Origin of the sequence: Cryptosporangium aurantiacum (assembly GCF_900143005.1) — a bacterium.
Classification (GTDB): Bacteria; Actinomycetota; Actinomycetes; order Mycobacteriales; family Cryptosporangiaceae; genus Cryptosporangium; species Cryptosporangium aurantiacum.
Genome location: NZ_FRCS01000006.1, coordinates 328,753 through 349,801, shown reverse-complemented (window position 1 = coordinate 349,801; position 21,049 = coordinate 328,753). Strand labels below are relative to the sequence as shown.

21 protein-coding genes are annotated in these 21,049 nt (G+C 69.0%); 9 read left to right on the top strand and 12 right to left on the bottom strand.

The window, feature by feature from the left end:
* Positions 1-5 precede the first annotated feature (5 nt).
* From BUB75_RS22065 to BUB75_RS22040, 6 genes are all read right to left on the bottom strand, one after another.
* Complete coding sequence (locus tag BUB75_RS22065) at positions 6-1,394, bottom strand: MFS transporter (protein ID WP_218617698.1); 1,389 nt, start codon at positions 1,392-1,394, stop codon at positions 6-8.
* Complete coding sequence (locus BUB75_RS22060) at positions 1,387-1,845, bottom strand: MarR family winged helix-turn-helix transcriptional regulator (protein WP_073259658.1); 459 nt, start codon at positions 1,843-1,845, stop codon at positions 1,387-1,389. Before BUB75_RS22060 ends, BUB75_RS22065 begins: the two co-directional genes overlap by 8 nt.
* Before the next feature lie 93 nt (positions 1,846-1,938).
* Complete coding sequence (locus BUB75_RS22055) at positions 1,939-3,333, bottom strand: GH1 family beta-glucosidase (protein ID WP_073259657.1); 1,395 nt, start codon at positions 3,331-3,333, stop codon at positions 1,939-1,941.
* On the bottom strand, positions 3,311-4,108 hold the full coding sequence (locus BUB75_RS22050; RefSeq protein WP_073259656.1) for a carbohydrate ABC transporter permease: 798 nt from the start codon (positions 4,106-4,108) through the stop codon (positions 3,311-3,313). The genes BUB75_RS22055 and BUB75_RS22050 overlap by 23 nt, the downstream gene beginning before the upstream one ends.
* Entirely contained in the window at positions 4,105-5,049 is a 945-nt protein-coding gene (locus BUB75_RS22045; RefSeq protein ID WP_073259655.1) for a carbohydrate ABC transporter permease, read from the bottom strand. The genes BUB75_RS22050 and BUB75_RS22045 overlap by 4 nt, the downstream gene beginning before the upstream one ends.
* Positions 5,050-6,339: an ABC transporter substrate-binding protein gene (locus tag BUB75_RS22040; protein WP_073259654.1), complete on the bottom strand. Its 1,290-nt coding sequence runs from the start codon at positions 6,337-6,339 to the stop codon at positions 5,050-5,052.
* A 140-nt stretch (positions 6,340-6,479) separates the two neighbouring features.
* Here BUB75_RS22040 and BUB75_RS22035 point away from each other — a divergent pair, with 140 nt between their 5' ends.
* Positions 6,480-7,718: a PucR family transcriptional regulator gene (locus tag BUB75_RS22035; protein ID WP_073259653.1), complete on the top strand. Its 1,239-nt coding sequence runs from the start codon at positions 6,480-6,482 to the stop codon at positions 7,716-7,718.
* Between the two features lie 32 nt (positions 7,719-7,750).
* Here BUB75_RS22035 and BUB75_RS22030 read toward each other — a convergent pair whose 3' ends face one another.
* Complete coding sequence (locus BUB75_RS22030; RefSeq protein WP_073259652.1) at positions 7,751-8,422, bottom strand: TetR/AcrR family transcriptional regulator C-terminal domain-containing protein; 672 nt, start codon at positions 8,420-8,422, stop codon at positions 7,751-7,753.
* A gap of 84 nt (positions 8,423-8,506) precedes the next feature.
* On the opposite strand from BUB75_RS22030, the gene BUB75_RS22025 reads away from it, so the two are divergent.
* Positions 8,507-10,966: a glycoside hydrolase family 2 TIM barrel-domain containing protein gene (locus BUB75_RS22025; RefSeq protein WP_073259651.1), complete on the top strand. Its 2,460-nt coding sequence runs from the start codon at positions 8,507-8,509 to the stop codon at positions 10,964-10,966.
* A gap of 53 nt (positions 10,967-11,019) precedes the next feature.
* Here BUB75_RS22025 and BUB75_RS22020 read toward each other — a convergent pair whose 3' ends face one another.
* Together BUB75_RS22020 and BUB75_RS22015 are read right to left on the bottom strand one after the other, a co-directional pair.
* Positions 11,020-12,048: a zinc-dependent alcohol dehydrogenase family protein gene (locus BUB75_RS22020; RefSeq protein WP_073259650.1), complete on the bottom strand. Its 1,029-nt coding sequence runs from the start codon at positions 12,046-12,048 to the stop codon at positions 11,020-11,022.
* 20 nt (positions 12,049-12,068) lie between these two features.
* Complete coding sequence (locus BUB75_RS22015) at positions 12,069-12,968, bottom strand: helix-turn-helix transcriptional regulator (protein ID WP_073259649.1); 900 nt, start codon at positions 12,966-12,968, stop codon at positions 12,069-12,071.
* Positions 12,969-13,132: 164 nt separating this feature from the next.
* Here BUB75_RS22015 and BUB75_RS22010 point away from each other — a divergent pair, with 164 nt between their 5' ends.
* Both BUB75_RS22010 and BUB75_RS22005 read left to right on the top strand, forming a co-directional pair.
* Entirely contained in the window at positions 13,133-13,525 is a 393-nt protein-coding gene (locus BUB75_RS22010; RefSeq protein WP_073259648.1) for a nuclear transport factor 2 family protein, read from the top strand.
* Positions 13,522-14,469, top strand: a complete 948-nt coding sequence (locus BUB75_RS22005) for an NADP-dependent oxidoreductase (RefSeq protein ID WP_073259647.1) — start codon at positions 13,522-13,524, stop codon at positions 14,467-14,469. The genes BUB75_RS22010 and BUB75_RS22005 overlap by 4 nt, the downstream gene beginning before the upstream one ends.
* A gap of 3 nt (positions 14,470-14,472) precedes the next feature.
* Here BUB75_RS22005 and BUB75_RS22000 read toward each other — a convergent pair whose 3' ends face one another.
* Both BUB75_RS22000 and BUB75_RS21995 read right to left on the bottom strand, forming a co-directional pair.
* Positions 14,473-15,495: a zinc-dependent alcohol dehydrogenase family protein gene (locus BUB75_RS22000; RefSeq protein WP_073259646.1), complete on the bottom strand. Its 1,023-nt coding sequence runs from the start codon at positions 15,493-15,495 to the stop codon at positions 14,473-14,475.
* 21 nt (positions 15,496-15,516) lie between these two features.
* Entirely contained in the window at positions 15,517-16,383 is an 867-nt protein-coding gene (locus BUB75_RS21995) for a helix-turn-helix transcriptional regulator (RefSeq protein WP_073259645.1), read from the bottom strand.
* 275 nt (positions 16,384-16,658) lie between these two features.
* Between BUB75_RS21995 and BUB75_RS44360 the strand changes: the two genes are divergently transcribed.
* The 5 genes from BUB75_RS44360 to BUB75_RS21970 all read left to right on the top strand — a co-directional run bounded on the left by BUB75_RS44360 (position 16,659) and on the right by BUB75_RS21970 (position 19,523).
* Complete coding sequence (locus tag BUB75_RS44360) at positions 16,659-17,000, top strand: cyclophilin-like fold protein (protein ID WP_143175348.1); 342 nt, start codon at positions 16,659-16,661, stop codon at positions 16,998-17,000.
* Positions 17,000-18,247: a multidrug effflux MFS transporter gene (locus tag BUB75_RS21985; protein WP_073259644.1), complete on the top strand. Its 1,248-nt coding sequence runs from the start codon at positions 17,000-17,002 to the stop codon at positions 18,245-18,247. Before BUB75_RS44360 ends, BUB75_RS21985 begins: the two co-directional genes overlap by 1 nt.
* The gene (locus BUB75_RS21980; protein ID WP_073259643.1) at positions 18,244-18,624 is read left to right on the top strand and encodes a DUF2255 family protein; all 381 of its coding nucleotides are present in this window, start codon (positions 18,244-18,246) and stop codon (positions 18,622-18,624) included. Before BUB75_RS21985 ends, BUB75_RS21980 begins: the two co-directional genes overlap by 4 nt.
* Before the next feature lie 9 nt (positions 18,625-18,633).
* A complete protein-coding gene (locus tag BUB75_RS21975; protein WP_073259642.1) occupies positions 18,634-19,041 on the top strand; it encodes a (R)-mandelonitrile lyase in 408 nt (135 codons plus the stop codon).
* A 62-nt stretch (positions 19,042-19,103) separates the two neighbouring features.
* Complete coding sequence (locus tag BUB75_RS21970) at positions 19,104-19,523, top strand: hypothetical protein (RefSeq protein WP_073259641.1); 420 nt, start codon at positions 19,104-19,106, stop codon at positions 19,521-19,523.
* A gap of 77 nt (positions 19,524-19,600) precedes the next feature.
* Here BUB75_RS21970 and BUB75_RS44355 read toward each other — a convergent pair whose 3' ends face one another.
* Positions 19,601-20,512, bottom strand: a complete 912-nt coding sequence (locus BUB75_RS44355) for a DUF6518 family protein (RefSeq protein WP_178379950.1) — start codon at positions 20,510-20,512, stop codon at positions 19,601-19,603.
* Between the last annotated feature and the right edge of the window lie 537 nt (positions 20,513-21,049).

The window sequence follows — 21,049 nt, the reverse complement described above, 5'->3', positions numbered from 1 at the left end:
AAATATTATATGGGATGTTCGGGACGAAGGCTGCGTGCCGCGACCGTCACCGCGAGCAGCAGGACGCCGAGGGCCGCGGTGAACCAACCGAGCCGTTCGAAGCCCGCGTCGGTGGCATCGGGGCCGACGAGAACGTCGAGGGCGACAGCGGCGAAGTTGGCCCCGATGAATTGCGTCGTGCGATACAGCCCCATCGCGGTTCCGACGTCGCCGTCGGGGGTCGCCCGGTCGACGACGGTCTGGTTGCCGATGTTGTTGAAGCCGCTCGGAATGCCCGCCACGACGGCCACGAGCACGAGCAGCGCGGGAACGCGCGAGCCGGCGGCGAAGGCGATGATGACACCTCCGGCGATCATCGCCGCCGTGCCGCCGACCAGTACCCGGCGTGGGCCCGCGATCCGGCAGGTCCGGGTGGCGACCAGGCTGCAGACCACACCGATGGCGGCGAGCGGGAACATCATCAGCCCGGCCTGCGCCGGACTGAGACCGCGCGCGGCCTGCATCCACTGCGGGAAGCCGAAGTAGACGGCGTAGAACGCTACGTACGTGAGCAGAGTGCGGATCAGCGTTGCGAAGAGCGCCCGGTTGCGGACCAGCGCGGATACGTCGAGGAACGGGCTGGCGGTGTGCCGCTCCCGCTGGACGAACAGGACGGCACAGACGACGAAGACGCCGAGCAGCCACCACTGCGGTTCGTCCACCGCGGACAGCAGGAACATCATCAACGAGACGACCCACCCGAGGAACAGCCCGATGCCGGGCAGATCGAAGGCGGGAGGCAGCTCGCGACGGGTGACGGTGACGGGGTCGTCCCGGTCCACGAACACTCCGACGAGCAGCGCGCTGGCGACTACGACGGGAACGTTGATCCACATCACCGCTTGCCAGCCGAGCAGGCCGACCAGCAGGCCACCCAGCGTCGGACCGAAGGCCACGGTCACCTGCGCGCCGATGGCGAGCAGGCCCAGAATCCCGCCGGTCCGGACGTGGCGCCTGCGGGCGTAGCGGCGCACCAGTGCGACGGCGTTGGGGTACTGCGTGGCCGTGCCCAGCCCGACGATCACCCGGGAGACGACCACCCAAGCCAGGCTCGGTGCGAGCAGGCCGAGTGCCGATCCGGCCAGGATCAGGCCGAGCCCAGCCAGGTAGACGCGCCGCGGCCCGAGCAGCGCTCCCAACCGCCCGGAGACGGGGGCGGCGACCGCGGTCGCGATGTACATCGCCGCGATGACCCACGGCATGAGGTCCGACGCCCCGAAGTCGGCCGTCAGGCTCACGATCGCCAGCGCGATCATCGACGAGTTCAAGGGTTGCAGGACGCTGCCCGAGACCAGAGCCCCACCAGTGCGCCACGGCAGTCGCGTGTCACCCGGGCGGGTCATCGTGTCAGCCACGGGTGTCGGCCTCCGCGCGCGCGTCGGCCCGGACCGGTGACTCGGACAGCGAGCGCAACAGTCGTCCGGCGATGTAGAGGACCTCGCGCTCGGCCTCGGTACAACGCTCCGCCAGCGCCGCTTCCAGCCACCGGTTCCGGACCACACGGTCGTTGACGAGGGTCGTCCGGCCTTCGTCGGTGATCTCGATCAGGAAAGCGCGCGCATCGGCCGGATCGAGGCATCGCGTGACCAGGCTCGCCGCCTCGAGACTCTTGACGGTCTTCGCCATGGATTGCGGTGCGACCCGCTCCCGCGCGGCCAGGTCGCGGGCGTTCAGCGGACCGTACGCGTCGAGGAGGCCGAGCACCTGCAGCTGAGAGGCAGTGAGCTGGTGGCCTTCCCGGTGGCCGCGGATCCCTCTGGCGAACAGTGCGAGGTCATGACGCAGTTGGTCGACGCGGGGATCCACTTCGCTCCACCCTCATTCAAAAGACAGTCTGGCTGTCATTCTATCCGGGTAGTTGAGTGGTGAGAGCATCCGAATCGTGAGGAAGTAGACAGGCTAGGTGGCTAATTTCGGGAGCCCGTTCCGACGAACGACCTGCTCGTACCACAGCGCGCTGTCCTTCAGCACCCGGCGTTGGGTGCGGTAGTCGACGTAGACCAGGCCGAAGCGCTTCGAGTAGCCCTCCGCCCACTCGAAGTTGTCCAGCAGCGACCACACGAAGTAGCCGCGCAGGTCGACGCCGTTGGTGAGGGCCTGGTGGGCGGCCCGGAGGTGCGCGTCGAGGTAGCGGATCCGTTCGGCGTCGGGAACACGGGAATCGGCATCCGGCCCGGTCGGGTAGGCCGCACCGTTCTCGGTGACGTAGAGCGGCGTGCCGGGGTAGTCGCGGCTCAGCTTCTCCAGCAGTTGACGTAGACCGTCGGGCTCGATCGCCCAGCCCATGTCCGTATGGGGCGCGGCGTCGGGCCGGAACTCCACCCGCTCGGTGCCGGGGTAGGCAGGGCTTGCCGGGCCGGCGGCGCCAGCGGCGACGTGGGTGGGGCGGTAGTAGTTGACGCCGAGCAGTTCGATCGGCGCACCGATGGTCGCGGCGTCACCGTCGTGGATGAACGTGGGCTCGGTGAACCGCTCGATGTGCTCGAGCACGTCCTCGGAGTACTCACCGCGCAGCATCGGGTCGAGGAAGATGCGGTTGCGCAAGCCGTCAACGAGGCGCACAGCGTCGGCGTGCCCGGCGTCGGCCGGCTCGGTGGGGAGCACGAGCGCGGGGTTGACCGTGACGCCGAGCGTGGACGCGCCGGCTGCGCGCAGCGCGCGCACGGTGAGACCGTGCCCCAGGTTGAGGTGGTGGGCGGCGGCGAAAGCCGCCGCCGGATCGGTGCGTCCAGGAGCGTGCACGCCGGCGGCGTAGCCGAGGAACGCCGCGCACCACGGTTCGTTCAGCGTGGTCCAGACGTCGACGCGGTCGCCGAGGCGCGCGTGGACCGCTTCGGCGTACTCGGCCAGGCGGTGGGCCGTGTCCCGGTCGGTCCACCCGCCACGGTCTTCGAGTGCCTGCGGAAGGTCCCAGTGATAGAGCGTGATCACCGGTTCGATGTCGTGGCCGCGGAGCTCGTCCACGAGTCGGTCGTAGAAGTCCAGCCCGGCCGGGTTGATCGGGCCGGATCCGTCCGGCTGGATGCGGGGCCAGGCCACCGAGAACCGGTAGGCCTGCAGGCCGACCTCGGCCATCAACGCCACGTCGTCGGAGTACCGGTGGTAGTGGTCGCAGGCCACGTCGCCGGTGTGCCCGTCGACGACCGCTCCCGGCGTGTGGCTGAAGGTGTCCCAGATCGAGGGGCCGCGGCCGTCCTCGTGAGCGGCGCCCTCGATCTGGTAGGACGCGGTCGCGGCGCCCCAGACAAAGCCGGGCGGGAAGGTGATGTCACTACTGGCCGGCGAGCGCGCCACCGATGCCCCCCACGCTGAAGTACCGGTTGAGCGCCGCGAAGACCAGGACCGGTGGCAGCAGCATGATCACCGCGACGCTCATGACCGGTCCCCAGTTCGTGGTGTCCTGCTGGAAGAAGGACTGGAGCCCGATCGGCAGCGTCATCGAATCGCTGCTGCGGAGGAAGACCAGCGCGACCAGGTAGTCGTTCCAAGCGATCAGGAAGCTGAAGATCGCCGTGGACAGGAGCCCGGGCAGCGAGTTGCGGACGACCACCCGCCAGAAGCTGCCGAAGACCGAGCACCCGTCGATCCAGGCGGCCTCCTCCAGGGAGACGGGAATGCTGTCGATGTAGGCGGCCATCATCCAACAGGCCACCGGAAGCGCCGCCGCGATGTACACCAGGGTCAGCCCCGTGACCGAGTCGATCAGCCCGAGCGAGGCGAACATGACGAAGAGCGGGATGACGAGGATGACGTGCGGGAACGACTGGATGCTGAACAGCAGCAGGGAGTAGCCGGAGACCACCTTGCCGCGCCCACGGGAGAGCACGTACCCGGCGGGCGCCGCGACGAGCACGGCCGCGAGCGTCGTGAGCCCGGCCGCGACCAGACTGTTGCGCAGCCAGGTCAACGACGCGGTCTCGGCGAGGACGTAACGCATCGAGTCTAGCGTCAGCCCTCCGTGCCCCACGCCGGTCCGTGGCTGCAGCGCCAGGGCGACGACGGCGACGAGCGGCACCAGCACGACGGCGGTGATGACGGTCAGCGCCCCGAATCGCACCCAGCGGATCATTGGGCCCTCCGGATCTGGCGGTAGAGGATCACCGAGACCACCGTCAGCGCGGCGGTCATCAGGAGCGCGACGGCGAGGCCGGGGCCCAGCTGGAAGTTCTGGAACGTCAGCCGGTACGCGTAGACGATCAGCGAGGTGGTCGCGTCCACCGGGCCCCCGCCGGTCAGCAGGAAGATCGTCGGGAAGTCGTTGACGCAGAAGATCGTCATCAGTACCCAGCTGACGAACGTGGTCTTCGCGATCATCGGCAGCGTGATGTGAACGAACTGCTGGAACTTCGAGGCGCCGTCGACGCTGGCCGCCTCGTAGAGCGTGTGGTCCACGGCCTCCAGCGACGCGCCGGAGGTCATCATCATGAACGGGAAGCTGATCCAGATCTTGAACGCGAAGACGGTGACCACCGCCAGCGTCGGATCGCTCAGGAACAGGACGTCCCCGAAGCCGAGCGCTCGGGCGAGCGTCGGTAGTGGGCTGTCGTAGGTGTTCGACAGCCAGATCCAGCTCATCGACGACACCACCACCGGGACCACCCAGGGCAGCAGGAGAAGCACCCGGAAGTACGACCGGCCCGGGACATCACTGCGGAGCAGCAGCGCGAGGCCGAGGCCGACGGCCCAGCTGCCGAGCACCCCGACCACCGTGAAGAGCGCCGTGAAACGGGCTGCTGCCCAGAACCGGGGGTCGGAGAGCACCTGGGTGTAGTTGTCGATACCGACGTACGGTCCACCGGCGATCAGCGTCCCGGCGTGCGTCGACTCGATCGCTCCGTAGACGAGCGGGTACGCGTTGATCAGTCCGACCAGGATCAGCGAGGGCGCGAGCATGGCGGTGAACGTCAGCCCCCGCTCGCGGCCGCGGCCGCGGCCACGTCGCCCGCCGGGTGATGGTGCGCGTCGGACCGCGGCTCGGGGGGCGGCCGCGAGCGCCGTGTGCTCCGCCATCTATTTGACGACCTCTTCCAAACCCTGCTGCAGGGTCGTGAGGAGAGCCCGTGCGTTCCCCGTTCCCTGCACTACCTGCTGCGCGAACCGTGAGAGCGCCTGCCCACCGTCGACGGCGTTCAGCTGGGGGAAGGGTTCCTTCGAGTCGGCGGCATAGGTCTTGCCGACCGGCACCCACTCCTTGGAGATCTTCAGGTTGTTCGCGTTGCCCTGGTACTCGGCCAGGTCGACGATGCTCTGCCGGACCGGCACAGCCGGGAGGACGCCGTTCTGCCAGTACGTCTTGATGTTGTCCAGGTACCAGCCGAGGAACTCCTCGGATTCCTCCTGGTCCGGCGTGTTCTTGTACATCATCAGGTTGTTGATGGCGTACCAGGTGCCCTTGTCGCCGTGCGGAGCGGTGAGCGGGCTGGCGACCAGCATGTCGCTGCGGACGGCGTCCGGGAACTGGGCCTGCCAGCTGGGTGGCGCGAACAGCATGCCGACCTTCCCAGAGGCGATGTCGCCCTGGAGGTTGTCGTTGGTGTAGCTGACGTAGCGCTTGTCGATCGCGCCGATGGACACCAGTTCCTTGAGGAACTCCACCGTCTCGATGTTGCGGTCGGTGACGACGTCCGGCTTGCCGTCGGCGGTGAACAAGTGACCGCCGTTGTTGAACATCAGCGACAGGATCTGTTGCGATCCCGTCGTCACCGTGGGACTGGCGGCCATGCCGAAGCCGGAGACGCCGATGCGGCGGAGGGCGACGCACGCCGTCCGCAGGCTCGGCCAGTCGGTCGGTACCGCGGCGCCCGCCTTCTCCAGCAGTGCTTTGCGGTAGAAGAGCACCCGGGCGTCGATGAACCAGGGAACCGCGAAATAGGTGCCCTGGTACTTCAGGAACTCGATGGTCTCCGGGATGAAGTCCTGGGTCTTGAGCTTCTTCACCAGGTTGTCCGCGGGGGCGATCGCGTCCTGGGTGAAAAACTGCAGCGCCTGGAAGCCACCGCCGGAGCTCACGGCGGGACCGGTGTTGGAGGCGATCGCCGACGAGAAGGTCTGCACGAAGTTGGCCCACGGAAGGGACTGGTAGGTGACCTTCGCGTCGCCCTGGTAAGTACCGACCAGACGCTGCGCCTCATTGCGGTACGCCGTTCCGGTGCCCCACAGCATGTCCCAGAACTTCAGCGGGCCGCCGTTCGAGCCGGCCGAGGAACTACCTTCTCCGCGCGTGCACGCGGCGAGCACGCTGCCGCCGGCCAGGGACCCGCCCAGCACGAGTAAGCGCCGTCGGGACAATGGTGATGACATGTTCGCTCCCTGACCTACGTTGGCCGTCGACACGGAAGTTATCGACGGCGAGTAGGGCCAACAAGCAGCGAAAACTTCACCGGCTCGGCCATAGTGGTGGTGGTTTTCCACACCAGCGTCGGTGGTCGAAAAGAGCGTTCATGGACGAAGACCCGGTCGAGACGCTGCGGGCCATGGAGCGGTCGGCCTCCCTGCACGAATCGCTGACGCGGCTGGTCCTGTCGGGCGGGGACACGAGCGCCGCCGCCGAGATGCTCGCCGCCGAACTGGGCATGGGCGTCGCCGTTCTCGACCGGGACGATCAGGTGGTCGCGGTGAGCGGCCACATCGACGTCGCGGACTTCGCGCGCGCGGACGGCGCAGCGCCCCCCAGGTTCGACAGCACGGGAATCCTAGCCTGCGCCATGGAGCAGACCCGGAGGACCGGACGGTGCGTGACGTCCGGGCTCGGCGACGGCAGGCGGGCCAGCGTCGTGGCCGTGTCGGGGTGCCAGTCGTACTTCGGCGGCCTGGTCCTGGCCCACGACCGGTCGCTGACCGCCGTCGATCTGCGCTGCTTGGAGCACGCGGCGCAGATCATCGGCCTGATCACGCTCACCCGGGACGCGGTCGTGGAGGCGGAAACAGGGGTGCGGGGCGAGTTGCTCACCGCGCTTCTCACCTCGGCTCAGCGACCGACGCAGGATCTCGTCGATCGGGCACGCGCGCGGGGAGTGGACCTCGGCGAGCTCACTGTTCTCCTGGTGGTCGAGGCGACGGCGCGGCATCGTGTCCGAATCCGGCGCCATCTCGACCGAGTGGCGGAGCAGTGGCACGGGCTGGCCGGAGACCACCGGGGGATGGCTACGCTGGTTCTGCCAGGGCGCGACGCGGGGGTGGCGACCAAGGAGATCCATGATCAGCTCAGGGCGGAGCTCGGCATCGGCTCCCTCGTCGTCGGTACCGACGTCCTTCCGCCCGAGCCATGGGCGCATGCCTTCACGGTCGCGCGGCGTTGTGCCCAGATCCTGACGCGGCTCGGGTCGTGGGACCGGTGGGCGACGACGCAGGACCTCGCGATGTACGGCATGGTGTTCGACCCGGACCGGACCGCGGATCTCAACCGGTTCCTCGACGACACCCTCGGCGCGCTGATCGACTACGACGCCTCGCGCAATGCCGAACTGATCAAGACGCTGGCCGCATACTTCCAGTGCTCCGGCAACCTCACCCGGACATCCGCCGCGCTCCACGTGCACCCCAATACCCTGCTGAAGCGGCTGGGCCGGATCGGCACCCTGATCGGCGAGGACTGGCAGGAGCCGGAGCCCGCGCTCCGGCTGCACTTAGCGGTGCGCATGTTCCAGCTGGCACTCGACCTCGGGGTGGATCGCAGCTGAGCTGCGGTCCGGATCCGGTGGCCACTTCCTGGTCACTCCTGGCCGATTTCGCCCTCCAGACCGCGGATGAGGACGCGTAGGTCGAACTCGAATTGGCCGTCGTCGTAGAGCCCCGACTCCTCCTGCGCGAGTGCGCGCAGCGTCGGGTACGACGTGGTCGCGTCGGTGCCGAGCGCTCTACGCAGTTCGGGTAGCTGGGGATGGCCCTCGTCGGTGGCCTGCAGCACTTCGTCCCGGGCGCTCATCATGGCTACGCCGGTGACCAGGATCAGCGCCCGTCCGGCCTGTCGTGCGCTGAACCCCGCGTCGATCATCCGGCGGAGGAGTGTCTCGACGGGCGCGAACGACGGGTAATCCGGGGCGGGGTCGAACCGGAAGAAATCCACGAGCGTACCCATGGCGATCAGTCCGGTCCGGATGGCCTTCGCGTAGCTGACCAGGGCCTCTCGCCACTCGCCCGCCAGGTCGGCGGCCGCCGCGAGGAAGTGGGTCTCGAAGCGGTCGGCCGCGACGAGCCGCAGGAGACCGGCCCGATCGGACACGTGGTAGTGCAGTGCCTTCCGGTCGACGCCCAGCCGGTCGGCGACTGCCTGCATCGTCAGCGAATCGGGATCCATGCCGCGCGCCGCCATCAGGATCCGCTCGCGATCCAAGCCGGCGCGCGATCCGGCGCGGCGTCGAGCGGTCGGTTCGGTGGTCGCCATTCAGCCTCGCGTTCCTTGACGGCGGTCGAAGGCCAATCTAGCATTCCCGGTCGGGAATTATTCCCGACCGGGAATGGAGAAGGCATGCGCCGTACGTCGTTCAACGAGGGGTGGTTCGTCGCCGAGGAGGCTTCCTCCGGCGCGCCGGTCGGTCCGGTGACCGTGCCGTACGACGCCATGCTGTTCGAGCCTCGGAACGCGCGGACCCCGAACGGTTTCCACACGGGCTTCTTCCCGGGCGGTGTCTATCGGTACTCGAAGACGTTCGTCGCGCCGGAGGAGTGGCGTGACCAGCACGTCCTAGTGGAGTTCGAAGGCGTCTACCTCCGTTCGGAGGTCTTTCTCAACGGGCGGCTGATCGGCGGGCGGCCGTCCGGGTACGCGGAGTTCACCGTGCCGCTGCACGGTGGTCTGGAGTTCGGTACGGACAACGTGCTGGAGGTAGTGGCGCACAACGACCGGCTGCCCAACAGTCGCTGGTACTCCGGGAGCGGGATCTACCGCCCGGTGCACCTCCTCGTCGGACCGCAGGCTCACATCGCACCGGAGGGTCCGCGCTTCACGACCGAGGCCGTACAGGACGGCAGCGCGACGGTCGGGATCGCGACGCGCATCGTCAACGACGGCGCGGTAGCGCGTTCCGTGACGATCTCGACCGTGCTGGTTCTTCCGTCCGGCGCCCGTGTCGGGCCGGTCATGGAGCGGATCAGGCTCGCCCCGGGGGAGTCGACGACCGTGCGGCAGACCGCCGCGATCGTGGGCGCCGCGCTCTGGTCGCCCGAGACACCGCACCTCCACACCGGCACTGTCCGGCTGCTCGGCGGCGAGGAGCTGCTCGACGAGGCGGCCGCCGAGTTCGGGATCCGGACGCTGACGGCCGATTCGCGCCACGGACTTCGCCTCAACGGAGTTCCGGTCAAGCTCCGGGGCGCGTGCATCCACCACGACAACGGCCCGATCGGGGCACACACGCTGGACGCCGCCGAACACCGGCGCGTCCGGATCCTCAAGGAGAGTGGCTACAACGCGATCCGTAGCGCCCACAATCCGGTTTCCCGGGCCACGCTGCGGGCCTGCGACCGGCTCGGCGTCCTAGTCATGGACGAGCTGACCGACGTCTGGTGGCGGACGAAGCAGCCGTTCGACTACGGACTGGACTTCGAGGAATGGTGGGAGCGCGACCTCGAGGCGATGATCTTGAAAGACGTCAACCATCCGTCCGTGATCATGTACTCGATCGGCAACGAGATCGCGGAGACGGCGACGCCCCGGGGCGTCCGGCTCAGTCAGGCCATGGCCGGCCGTGCGCGTGACCTCGACCCGACCCGGCTGGTGACCAACGGCATCAACGGTTTCCTCAACCTCATCGCGTCGATGAACGACGAGAAGGTGGCCAGGAAGGCGGAGGCGGCACGCGCGAGGGGTGAGAGCTTCGGAAAGAACCTCATCGTCGTCCTCAACCACGTCATGGGTGTGCTGGAGAAGGTGTTGCCCCACCTGGTCCGCCTGCCCCGGGTCGACCGGCGGACTCGTGACGCGTTCGCCGCGCTCGACGTCGCCGGCTACAACTACATGGCCGGCCGGTACCGCAAGGACACGCAGCGGTATCCCGATCGGCTCATCGTCGGCACCGAGACCAACCCGCCGGACACCGCCCGGGTCTGGCGCGAGATCGAGGCGCTTCCCCAGGTGCTCGGCGAGTTCGCGTGGACCGGTTGGGACTACGTCGGAGAGGCCGGCATCGCGGCTATCGAGTACGACCAGCCCCGCCGGTTGTTCAAGCCCTATCCGGCGCTGCTCGCCGGTGAGCCGGTCATCGACATCACCGGGTTCGCGCAGCCGCAGGCGTACCTCAATCAGGTCGCCTGGCGCCTCCGGACCGACCCCTACATCGCCGTCCACGAAGTCCAGCACAGCGGGCGCAAACGCGTGAGTAACAGCTGGCGGAGCGGCAACGTCGTGCACAGCTGGAGCTGGGAGGGCTTCGAGGGCACTGCGGCGACCGTCGAGGTCTACGCCGATGCCGCTCGCGTCGATCTGGTGCTCAACGGTGCTGTCGTGGGTAGCGCATCGATCGGCGCGCAGCAGGCGTTCACCGGGAGGTTCACGGTGGTTTACCGTCCCGGCGAGCTCGCCGCGATCGCCTACGACGAGACCGGCACGGAGATCGGCCGGGACGTGTTGCGCAGCACGTCGGAAATCCTTCGGTTACGGCTGGAACCGGAGACCGAGGGGTTGATCGCCGACGGCAGCGATCTGCTGTACGTGCCGATCAGCCTGACCGACGACGACGGCCGCGTGAAGCCGCTCGCTGACCGTCTCGTCGATTTGCACGTGGACGGCGCGGCGACGCTGCTCGGCTTCGGGAGCGCTCAGCCGATCACCGCCGAGGCGTTCACCGGCACCAGTCACTCGACGTATCGAGGACGCGCGCTCGCCGTGCTGCGGGCCGGGCACGCACCGGGCGATGTCACCATCACCGCCACAGCGCAGGGATGCGATCCGGTCTCCGTCACCGTTCCCGTCCGGCGCCCGGGGCGGTGATCTGCGGCTCGGGCGGGCCGGTAGTCCCGAGGAGTCACCGGCCCGCTGCCGGATCAGGGCCGGAGCAGGGCCTTGACGGCGCGACGCTCGTCCATCGCCCGGTAGCCCTCCGCGGCCTCGTCCAGCGACAGCTCCAGGTCGAAGACCTTGCCCGGGTTGATCTCCCGCTTGACGATCAGGTCGATCAGGTCGGGCAGGAACCGCCGGACGGGGGCCGGACCGCCGTGCAAGTGCACGCCGGAGAAGAACAGCTCCTCGCCGGGCAGCGCGACGCCGTGCGCGACGCCGACGTAGCCGACGTGGCCACCGGGACGGGCCGAGCGGATCGCCTGCATCATCGACTCCTGCGTGCCGACCGCTTCGATCACGGAGTGGGCACCGTACCCGCCGGTCAGCTCCTTGATCTTCGCCACGCCCTCGTCACCGCGCTCGGTCACGATGTCGGTCGCGCCGAACTCGAGGGCGAGCTTCTGCCGGTCGGTGTGGCGACTCATCGCGATGATCCGTTCGGCGCCCAGCTGCTTGGCGGCGAGCACGCCGAGCAGGCCGACCGCGCCGTCACCGACGACGGCCACCGTCTTGCCGGGGCCGACCTCGGCGGCGACCGCACCGAACCATCCGGTGCCGAGGACGTCGGAGGCGGCCAGCAGGCTCGGGATCAGGTCGTCGGACGGCAGTTCCGGGGTGGCGACCAGCGTGCCGTCCGCCCACGGCACGCGCAGGAACTCGGCCTGTGCGCCGCCGGTCTCGTCGATGATGAACTCCAGGTGCGGGCAGCGGCTCTGGTAGCCGGCCCGGCAGATCTCGCAGGTGTTGTCGGACGTGAAGAACGAGCCGACGACGAACTGGCCCGGTGTGATGTCCCGGACCTCGCTGCCCACCTCCTCGACGATGCCCACGTATTCGTGGCCCATCGCGGTGGGCCCGTTGACCGGCTCGATGCCCCGGTAGGGCCACAGGTCCGACCCGCACACGCAGGCGGCCGCCACGCGGATCACCGCATCGGTGGGCTTGAGGATGGTGGGCCGGTCGCGCTGCTCGACGCGGACGTCGCCCGGGGCGTGCATGACTGCTTGGCGCATGTCTCGGTTCTCTCTCGTGTTCAGGAAATACCGGCGCTCGGTGAGGCGCCGCTTCCGGTGTGCTCGGCGGTCGCCCGGGCCGCGTCGGCGGCCCAGGACGCGAGCAGGCGCAGACCGTCGTGTGACGGGCTTCCGGCCTCTGCGGTCCAGACGATGATTTGCTGGTCCGGGTCGGTTGCGCAGGTCAGGGTGTTCCAGTCCAGGGTCAGATCGCCGACCACGGGATGGTGCAGGTGTTTGACGCCGGTGCCGCGCGCGGCCACCTGATGGCTGGCCCACCATTGGCGGAACTGGGGGTCGGCGACGGACAGCTCGCCGACCAGGGCGGCCAGGCGAGGGTCGTCCGGGTGGTGGACGCTGTGCATGCGCAGCTGGGCTATGGCCAGCCGGGTGATGCCTTCCCAGTCGGCGTAGAGGCGGCGCATCGCCGGGTCGGTGAACAGCAGCCGGATGAACGTCCGGTGCTTCTCCGGGATCTTGCCGAAGTCGGTGATGAGCGCGGCGCCCATCGCGTTCCAGGCCAGGATGTCCGTCCGCCGTCCGATGACGAAGGCCGGCGTCGTCGGCAGGTCGTCGAGCAGTCGCTGCAGCTGCGGATCCACCCTCTGCCGGGTGAGACGGCGTGGCCGCCGGGTCTGCTTGCCGGCGAGCTCGTACAGATACTCGCGTTGATCCTCATCGAGCCGTAGGACCCGGGCGATCTCCGCGAGCACCGGTTCGGAGGCCTGGATACGGCCCTGCTCGATGCGGGTGTAGTAGTCGGTGCTGATCGCGGAGAGCACGGCCACCTCCTCACGCCGGAGTCCGGCGACCCGGCGCCCCTTACCGCCGTCGGGCAGCCCCGCATCGGCGGGGGAGACCTCGGCGCGCCGCGCGCGGAGGAACTCGCCCAACTCGTTCAGGTTCGTGTCGCGAGCCATGCGGTCAGCCTCACTCCTCTGGGTTGCCGGACACCGGTGCGACACGTCCCAGGTTCACACCGTCGGGCGGCTTCGTTCAGGGGAGAAATTTCTCCCCCGCACCGCGATGACTAGGACAAATTCCTCCCCTGCCGCGATGCCCGCCTCGTGCCGATGCTGGTGCCATGACCAATTCCGACGAGATTGCGCTGGTACAGCGCTTCTACGGCGCCCGCGGTGACCGCGCCGTGATCGACGGGGTGATGTCCCAGGACGTCGTCTGGGACATCACACCCGGCTGGCCCCACGGCACCGTCTACCGCGGCCTCGACGCGGTGCTGGAATTCCTCGCCCGGGTCGGGCAGGAGTTCTCTCCGGTCATCGCACGACCGGAGCAGTTCTTCGCCGACGGTGCGGGCCACGTGACCGTCCTCGGCCACTATGCCGCCACCGGCCCCTCCGGACGCTCCGCCGACGTGCGGTTCACCCACCTGTGGACCATCGCGGACGGCACGATCACCCGGCTCGACCAGACCGCCGACACGTTGCTCCTGGAGCAGCTGAAGGAGAAGCAATGAAAGCGATCGGCTTCACCCGCCACGGAGCGCCCGAGGTGCTCGAAACCCTCGAACTGCCGGACCCGACCGCCGGCGCCGGTGAGGTGCGCATCCGCGTCCGCGCCGCCTCGGTCAACCCGGTCGACGCGATCATCCGCCTCGGGTTGTTCGACGGAATGGTGGCGGACGACCGGCACCCGCTGGTCACCGGCATGGACGTCGCGGGAACGATCGACGCGATCGGGCCCGACCAGCCCGACGGCTTCGACCTCGCGGTGGGCGACGCGGTGATCGGGTTCGTGGTGCCCTCCGGCAGCCACGGCGGATACAGCGAATACATCGTGCTCCCCTCGCTGTCGGTCACTCGGATGCCCTCGAACGTCGATTTCGTCGCCGGGGCGTCATTCCTGTCCAACGCGCTGACCGCGGAGCTGACGCTCGAAGCGCTGGCCCTACCGTCCGGATCGACGCTCGCCGTCACCGGCGCCGCCGGAGCGGTGGGCGGCTATCTGGTGGAGCTGGGCGCCGCCCGCGGCCTGGTGGTCATCGCTGACGCGGCGGCGGACGACGAGAAGCTCGTGCGCGGTCTCGGAGCGACGCACGTCGTCCGCCGGGGCGCCGAGTTCGTCGGCGACGTCCTGGACGTCACTGACGGCCGCGGGGCCGACGCCCTCGGGGACGGCGCGATCCTCACCGACGCGGTGCTTCCGGCGGTCCGGGACGGCGGGCAGATCGCGTTTTACCTGCCCACCGACGTCCGGCCGGACCGCGGGATCACGCCGTTCCACTCCTACGTCATGAGGTCGGCCACCCGGCACGACGCGATCGAGCGACTGGCGCGGATGGTCGAGCGCGGCGAGCTGACGACGCGTGTGGCCGAGGTCTACCCGGCCGACGACGCCGTGGCCGCCCACCAACGGCTCGAGCAGGGAAAACTGCGCGGCCGCCAGATTCTGACGTTCTGAGGGTCAGGGGCGGAGCAGGGTCTTGATCGCGCGGCGTTCGTCCATGGCTTTGTAGCCTTCTGCGGCCTGCTCGAGGGGGAGGTCGAGGTCGAAGACCTTGCCGGGGTCGATCGTGCGGTTGCCGATCAGGTCGAGCAGGTCGGGCAGGAAACGTCGGACCGGGGCGGGCCCGCCGTGCAAGCGGACCAGCGACATGAACAGGTCCATGCCGGGCAGGTTGACGTCGTGTGCGACGCCGACGAAGCCGACGTTCCCACCGGGGCGGGTGGAGTGCATGGCCTGCAGCATCGACTCCTGCGTGCCGACGGCTTCGACGACCGAATGGGCGCCGAGCCCGTCGGTGAGGTCCTTGATGCGGGCCACGCCCTCGTCGCCGCGTTCGGTGACGATGTCGGTGGCGCCGAACTCGGTGGCGAGTTTCTGCCGGTCGGCGTGGCGGCTGAACGCGATGATCCGCTCCGCGCCGAGCTGTTTGGCCGCGAGGATCGCGAGCAGGCCGACCGCGCCGTCACCGACGACGGCCACGGTTTTGCCGGGGCCGGCTTCTGCGGCGACGACGCCGAACCAGCCGGTGCCCAGGACATCCGAGGCCGCCAGGTACGACGGGATCAGCTCCGCGGACGGAACCTCGGGCGTGGCGACGAGAGTCCCGTCCGCGAGGGGGATCCGCGCGTACTCCGACTGGGTGCCGATCGTGCCCATCAGGACGCGGTGAATGCAGCCGGACTGGTACCCGTTCCGGCAGTTCGCACAGGTGTTGTCGGAGGCCCAGAACGACCCGACGACGAACTGGCCGGGCTTGAGCGCGGTGACCTCGTTGCCGACCTCCTCCACGATCCCGACGTACTCGTGTCCCATCGGCGTCGGGCCTTCGAGTTTCTCGACGCCCCGGTAGGGCCACAGGTCCGAGCCGCACACACACGTCGCCGTCAGCCGGATGATCGCATCGGTGGGCTGCTCGATTCGCGGATCCGGGCGGTCCTCGACCCGGACGTCACCGGGGGCGTACATCACTGCACCACGCATTTGTTCTGCTCCTTGGATGAATTACGAAGGCACGGCCGAGCGCGTCGTCCACGAGGCAAGCAGGTCCAGCCTCTGCGCGGACGTAGAGCCGGGTTCGGCGGCGTAGAGGGTGAGCGTGAGCCCGGGCTCGGAGACCATGTCGACGCTCTCGTAGGCGAGGTCGAGCTCGCCGACCACCTGATGGTGGAACTGTTTGGTGCCGGCGCCGTGGGCGCGGACGTCGTGGCTGCTCCACCGGCGGCGGAAGTCGTCGCTGCGGGTGGACAACTCGCCGACGAGGTCGTGGAGTTCTTTGTTGAACGGGTCCCGACCGGCTTCGGTGCGCAGGATCGTGACGCAGATGTCGGCGGCCGTCTCCCAGTTCGGGTAGAAGCGGTGGGAGTCCTCGTCGAGGAACGTGTAGCGGGCGAAGTTCGGCTGCTCGCTCGACTGGCTCTCGTAGAGCGCGGAGTGCATGGCACGACCGAGCTCGTTGACGGCCAGCAGATCCATCCGGCCGTTGCGGACGATCGCTGGAGCCGTGAACCTGTCCAGCACCCACTGCAGGGTGGGAGGCGCCTGCCAGCGCTTCGAGGGACGCCGCCGCGGCCGCATGCCGGCGCTGGTGCCGTCGGCGGCGTGCGCGAGGCGGAACAGGTGCGCGCGTTCGGCGTCGTCGAGTTGCAGTGCTCGGGCGAGCGCGTCGAGCACCGAGGCGGAGACGCCGCCGAGAGCGCCACGCTCGAGCTTGGCGTAGTACTCGACGCTCACCCCGGCGAGTGCGGCGACCTCACTGCGGCGCAACCCGGGCACCCGCCGATTGCCGACGGCGGGCAGGCCCGCACGCTGCGGTGTCATCTTGGCCCGGCGAGAGATCAGGAACTCGCGGACCTCTGCGCGATTGTCCACGTCATCAACCGTACGGGCGTCGATCGGCGGGAGGGATGCCCTCTGAGTACACCCCTCGTCAGTGACTCCCACCCCGGGCGCCGTTCGGGTTGACTCGGCTGTGTTCGACATCCAAGGAGGTTCTCGCCGTGAGAAGGCGACGCGTCGGAGTGCTGGGTGCAGTCTCGCTTCTCGCGGTGATCGGTTGTGCCGGTCCGTCGGATCCGGCTCGACCGAGTTCACCACTCACGACGGCGCGAGCGACGACTGAGGGGGTTCCGGTGGCGGCGAGTCGGGTGCGGTTCTCTAGCGGGGGAGCCGAGGTCGTCGTCCGCATGAACGACAACCCGACGAGCCGGGATCTGCTCTCGAAGCTGCCGCTGACGCTGACCTTCGAGGAGTTCGGCGGCCGGGAGAAGATCAGCTATCTGCCCGAGCGGCTCACCACCGAGGGTTCGCCGGGCAGCGCTCCGAGGAACGGCACGCTCATCTACTACAAGCCCTGGGGCAACCTCGGCTTCTACTACAACGCCACCGGCGGCGTTGACGACAACCTGATCACGCTCGGCACGGTCGAAGCCGGCATGGACCGGTTGGATCGCCTCGAGCAGGGTCAGGTCACCGTCGAGGCGATCTGATGTCCGTGCGCGCACCCGCTCCCGGGCTCGCGACGCGTCGAGCCCGGATGACGTCCGGCCTGGTCGCCACGGTCGTGTTCCTGACCGCGATCGCGCCGCTGGCGACCGACCTGTACGTTCCGGCGTTTCCCCAGGTCGCGGATGATCTGTCCGCGACCGCGACGCAGGTGCAGCTGACGCTGACGACGTTCTTCGTCGGCATGGCGCTGGGCCAGCTGATCGGAGGGCCGGTCTCCGACCAGCGCGGGCGGCGGCTCCCGCTGATCGGCGCCCTGCTGCTGATGAGCGTCGCCTCGGTGGTGTGCGCGCTGACCCCCTCGATCGGGGTGATGATGGCGGCGCGGTTCGTGCAGGGCTTCAGCGGTGGCTGGGCGATGGTGATCGGCCGGGCAGTCATCGTCGATCTCGCGACCGGGGTGCGTCTGGTGCGGGTGCTGAACGTGATCGCCGCGGTGGGCGGCGTCGCTCCGGTGGTCGGGCCGCTGATCGGCGCGGTGATTCTGCAGCTGTCGCACTGGCGGGTCTCGTTCTGGGCCGTCGCGGTCCTCGGCGTCGTGATGACGCTCGCGGTGCTCGCCGCGGTGCCGGAGTCACTGCCGCCGGAGAAGCGGCACAGCGGGGGCCTGCGGGCATTCGCGATGGCCGGGCGGGAGGTTCTCGGGCAGCGCCGGTACGTGGGCTATCTGCTGGTGACCGGGGCGTCGATGGGTGCGTTGTTCGCCTACGTCGCAACGTCGGCGTTCGTGCTGCAGTCGATGAACGGCCTGTCGCCGACCGCGTACTCGGTCGATTTCGCGGCGAACGCCGCGGGTATGACGGTGGCCGCGCTCGTCGCGGCTCGGCTGGCCGGCCGGGTCGCCACGCGTAAGGTCGTCCTGGTCGGGTTGGTGGCGTTGGCCGCCGCCGGTGTGGCGATGCTGATCGGCGCGGTGTGGTTCGGTACACCACTACTGGTGGCGATCATCTGTTTCCTGGTGATCATGGTCGCGCAGGGCCTGGTCGTGCCGAACGGGGGAGCGCTCGCGTCGGGCGAGGTACCGGAGCATCCGGGCACCGGCTCGGCGGTACTCGGCTGTGTGCAGTGGGGCGCGGCCGGGCTGATCGCGCCGATCGCCGGGCTCGGCGGCGAGCACACCGCGGTGCCGATGGCGCTGCTCGTGGTCGCCGGAGCAGCCCTGTCCCTGCTCGGCCTCCTCGTCATCGCCCGCCCTGCGACCCGCACGCTCGCGAAGGAGACCCAACAGTGACGTCCTGGACCACCGATCAACTCGACCGGATCGGCGACGCCGACGAACTGCAGATCAGCGCGCCACGGTCGGACGGCAGACCCCGGCGGCCGGTCCCTATCTGGGTCGTCCGGCACGGCGACGGCCTGTACGTGCGCTCGTACCGTGGAGCCTCGGGTGGCTGGTACCGCGGTGCCCAGTTGCATCACGAGGGGCGCATCAGCGTCGGCGGCGTCGACGCCGAGGTGGCGTTCACCGAGGTCCTCGAGGACGACGCCGTACAGGACCACCTCGACGCGGTCTACCGCAGTAAGTACGGCCGTTACGGGCCGGGCTACGTCGACGCGATGGTCGCGCCGCAGGCCCGCGCCACGACCCTCCGACTCGATCCCCGCTGAGGAGTACCGATGGAACTGCTACCCGTCCGTCCCACTGTGAAGACCCCGGCGTCGAACTTCACCGGCGACGTCTACATGACGCCGATCTTCTTCGGCACGCTGCCCTCGCACCTGACCGTCGCGCTGGTGCGCTTCACCCCCGGCGCCCGGACCAACTGGCATCGCCACGGAGTGGGTCAGACCCTGCACGTCACCGAAGGCGTCGGCCTGGTCGGCATCCGCGACGGAAGCGTGCTGCGCATCCACGCCGGTGAGACAGTCGTCTGCCCGCCGGACGAGGACCACTGGCACGGCGCGACAAGCGACACGTTCATGAGCCACCTCGCGATCACCGAGGCGCTTCCCGACGGCGGGGACCCCACCACGTGGCTGGAGCCCCTCCCGCAGGAGGAGTACGAGAAGGCCAACCAGCACTAGACCGGGACCTCATCCTGTTGCGGCGGCCTTCCAGACACTCCCAGCTATAGGATCGTCACCTTGTGGATGTCGACTTCTTTTCGACCGCGGCACAGGTAATTCCAGTGATGCTCCTGGCGATGATTATCGAAGGGAACGTGCTGGGGCTGATGATCAGCACCGGCGATGCTGCGAGTGGCGAAGGTGCCGTCGCGGAATACCGCCTCTTCCGGATCATCTACATGTTCGTGCCCATCTACGTCACGGCGATCGGCGAGTTGTCCTGCTTCATCGCCCTGGCTATGGGGGCGCCGGTGCCTTGGTGGATGAGTGTGCCGGTGTGGATAGCGCTCATCGTCATCGGAGCCGAGTTCTTCCTACTGCTCGCCGTCTTCATCCAGGAGAAACTCCAACCCATGGAGGATGCCGCGGAGGAGGAGCAGCGGCGGCGCGTGGGAAGGCTGGTCTTCAGACACCCGTCCGAGCAGCGTGGTCGCCAGTAGGCCCACGCGGAGCGCAGTGCGTCGAGGCTCGGCGTCGGTGGCTGCGTCTCATTCGTTCGGCCGATCGTCCGCTCCGCTCAGGAGTGAATAGGTCTCCGGGATGATTGACGCGCGGTCCCGACCACAGATAACGCGGGCTCCGGCGGCTCGAAGTAATTTCGCAGCGGCGTGTGGGTCGGTGACATCTTGCTGGTATTCCGCCGCGACTTGGGCAGCGACGCGGCGATGCGATCGAGTATGTGGTCTTGGCGGAGGTAGAGGTTCTTCGGGTGTCCGGCGGGTTTGCGTCGGGCGCTGGTGTGGCCGTGGCGGCATCGGTAGCCGGGATGGCAGTGTGCCCAATGCGCTTTCCATGTGCCGGCGGCAGATGCCGCAGTGGTGACTAGGGATCGGGCGAACCCGGTGAGCCGGAACAGTCCGAACCCCGCCACCGCCACCGGTGCCGCGATTGCCAGCGCCGCCCACCGCCGTCGCCACTTCACCCGGAGCAGCAGCACAAAGAGCACGCCGAGCGCGAACTCGACGAGTGCCTGCCCGAGGATGTCGCCGGTCTCGTAGGACGGCTCGCCCAGCCGCGCCGCCAGCACCGCCGCCTCCGCGAATAGCACCGCGGACGGGACGGCGAGCGCCGGGAGCCGCCAGCGGCCGGGCGTGCGCGCGGCGGTCCCGGCGCCGCCGAAGACGACGCCGGCCAGCACCGCGACCGCGGTCCAGAGCGGGTCCCACAGGGTCGAGACGTCGTCACCCTGGACGACGACCGCCGCTAGGTAGTAGCTCGGCACCGCCACGACGAGGAGGACGACGGAGCCGAGCACTCCGGCCCGCCGCCCGCGTCGCTGCCGGTAGGCGAAGCCGAAGGCTGCGACCGCCCACACCGCGCTGGAGTTGCCTAGCCCACCGAGCGGGAACGGGACGACCTTGATCCAGACGAAGTCCAGAACACCCAGCAGGATTCCGCCGATCACCGGCGGCAGCACGGCACTAATCACACCTGTCACTGTGCCGTCCGGGCGTGACCCGGCGCGTCTACCCCAAGAGGTATCTCTTCCGGCTCCTTCTCCGCCGGAAGACCGGCCCTCGCCGGCGTCCGGAGAGCGATCAGGACCGGGCGGGCGCGTCCCCGACGGCTCCGTCCCATCAACCCTCAAGCCGTGCCGGCGGAATCCCGCGGGCCATGATGAGGCGCACCCGGCCCGACTCGAACTCGGCTGGCTTCCTGAATGCCGACGCAGAGGCGGATGCAAGCCCCCGCTGACACCGAGTCGACCTGAGCTGTGGCTGACCTGACGACCCAGCGCGGCATGGTCGGATGTTCGGAGTTGAGTGCGCCACGCTGACGGTCCGCCGGGCCTTCCGAACCCGGGCTGGCCTCCGCCGCTAGGCCGGGGTAGGTCTCTCGAGGGTGGTGCCTGCGTCCGGCCGGTCGGGCGTCTCGAGGGCGGTGGCGGCGACCCGGACGAGCCGTGCGGCGGGGTTGTTACGGCGGGCGGTGGCGAGGTACCGCGTCGCGCGGGACCGAAACCGCG

Bases quoted from the DNA above. Each gene is read 5' to 3' on its own strand.
- BUB75_RS22050 (WP_073259656.1), bottom strand. From the start codon at position 4,108: ATGATCCGCTGGGTGCGATTCGGGGCGCTGACCGTCATCACCGCCGTC.
- BUB75_RS22045 (WP_073259655.1), bottom strand. From the start codon at position 5,049: ATGGCGGAGCACACGGCGCTCGCGGCCGCCCCCCGAGCCGCGGTCCGA.
- BUB75_RS22040 (WP_073259654.1), bottom strand. From the start codon at position 6,339: ATGTCATCACCATTGTCCCGACGGCGCTTACTCGTGCTGGGCGGGTCC.
- BUB75_RS22035 (WP_073259653.1), top strand. From the start codon at position 6,480: ATGGACGAAGACCCGGTCGAGACGCTGCGGGCCATGGAGCGGTCGGCC.
- BUB75_RS22030 (WP_073259652.1), bottom strand. From the start codon at position 8,422: ATGGCGACCACCGAACCGACCGCTCGACGCCGCGCCGGATCGCGCGCC.
- BUB75_RS22025 (WP_073259651.1), top strand. From the start codon at position 8,507: ATGCGCCGTACGTCGTTCAACGAGGGGTGGTTCGTCGCCGAGGAGGCT.
- BUB75_RS22020 (WP_073259650.1), bottom strand. From the start codon at position 12,048: ATGCGCCAAGCAGTCATGCACGCCCCGGGCGACGTCCGCGTCGAGCAG.
- BUB75_RS22015 (WP_073259649.1), bottom strand. From the start codon at position 12,968: ATGGCTCGCGACACGAACCTGAACGAGTTGGGCGAGTTCCTCCGCGCG.
- BUB75_RS22010 (WP_073259648.1), top strand. From the start codon at position 13,133: ATGACCAATTCCGACGAGATTGCGCTGGTACAGCGCTTCTACGGCGCC.
- BUB75_RS22005 (WP_073259647.1), top strand. From the start codon at position 13,522: ATGAAAGCGATCGGCTTCACCCGCCACGGAGCGCCCGAGGTGCTCGAA.
- BUB75_RS22000 (WP_073259646.1), bottom strand. From the start codon at position 15,495: ATGCGTGGTGCAGTGATGTACGCCCCCGGTGACGTCCGGGTCGAGGAC.
- BUB75_RS21985 (WP_073259644.1), top strand. From the start codon at position 17,000: ATGTCCGTGCGCGCACCCGCTCCCGGGCTCGCGACGCGTCGAGCCCGG.
- BUB75_RS21975 (WP_073259642.1), top strand. From the start codon at position 18,634: ATGGAACTGCTACCCGTCCGTCCCACTGTGAAGACCCCGGCGTCGAAC.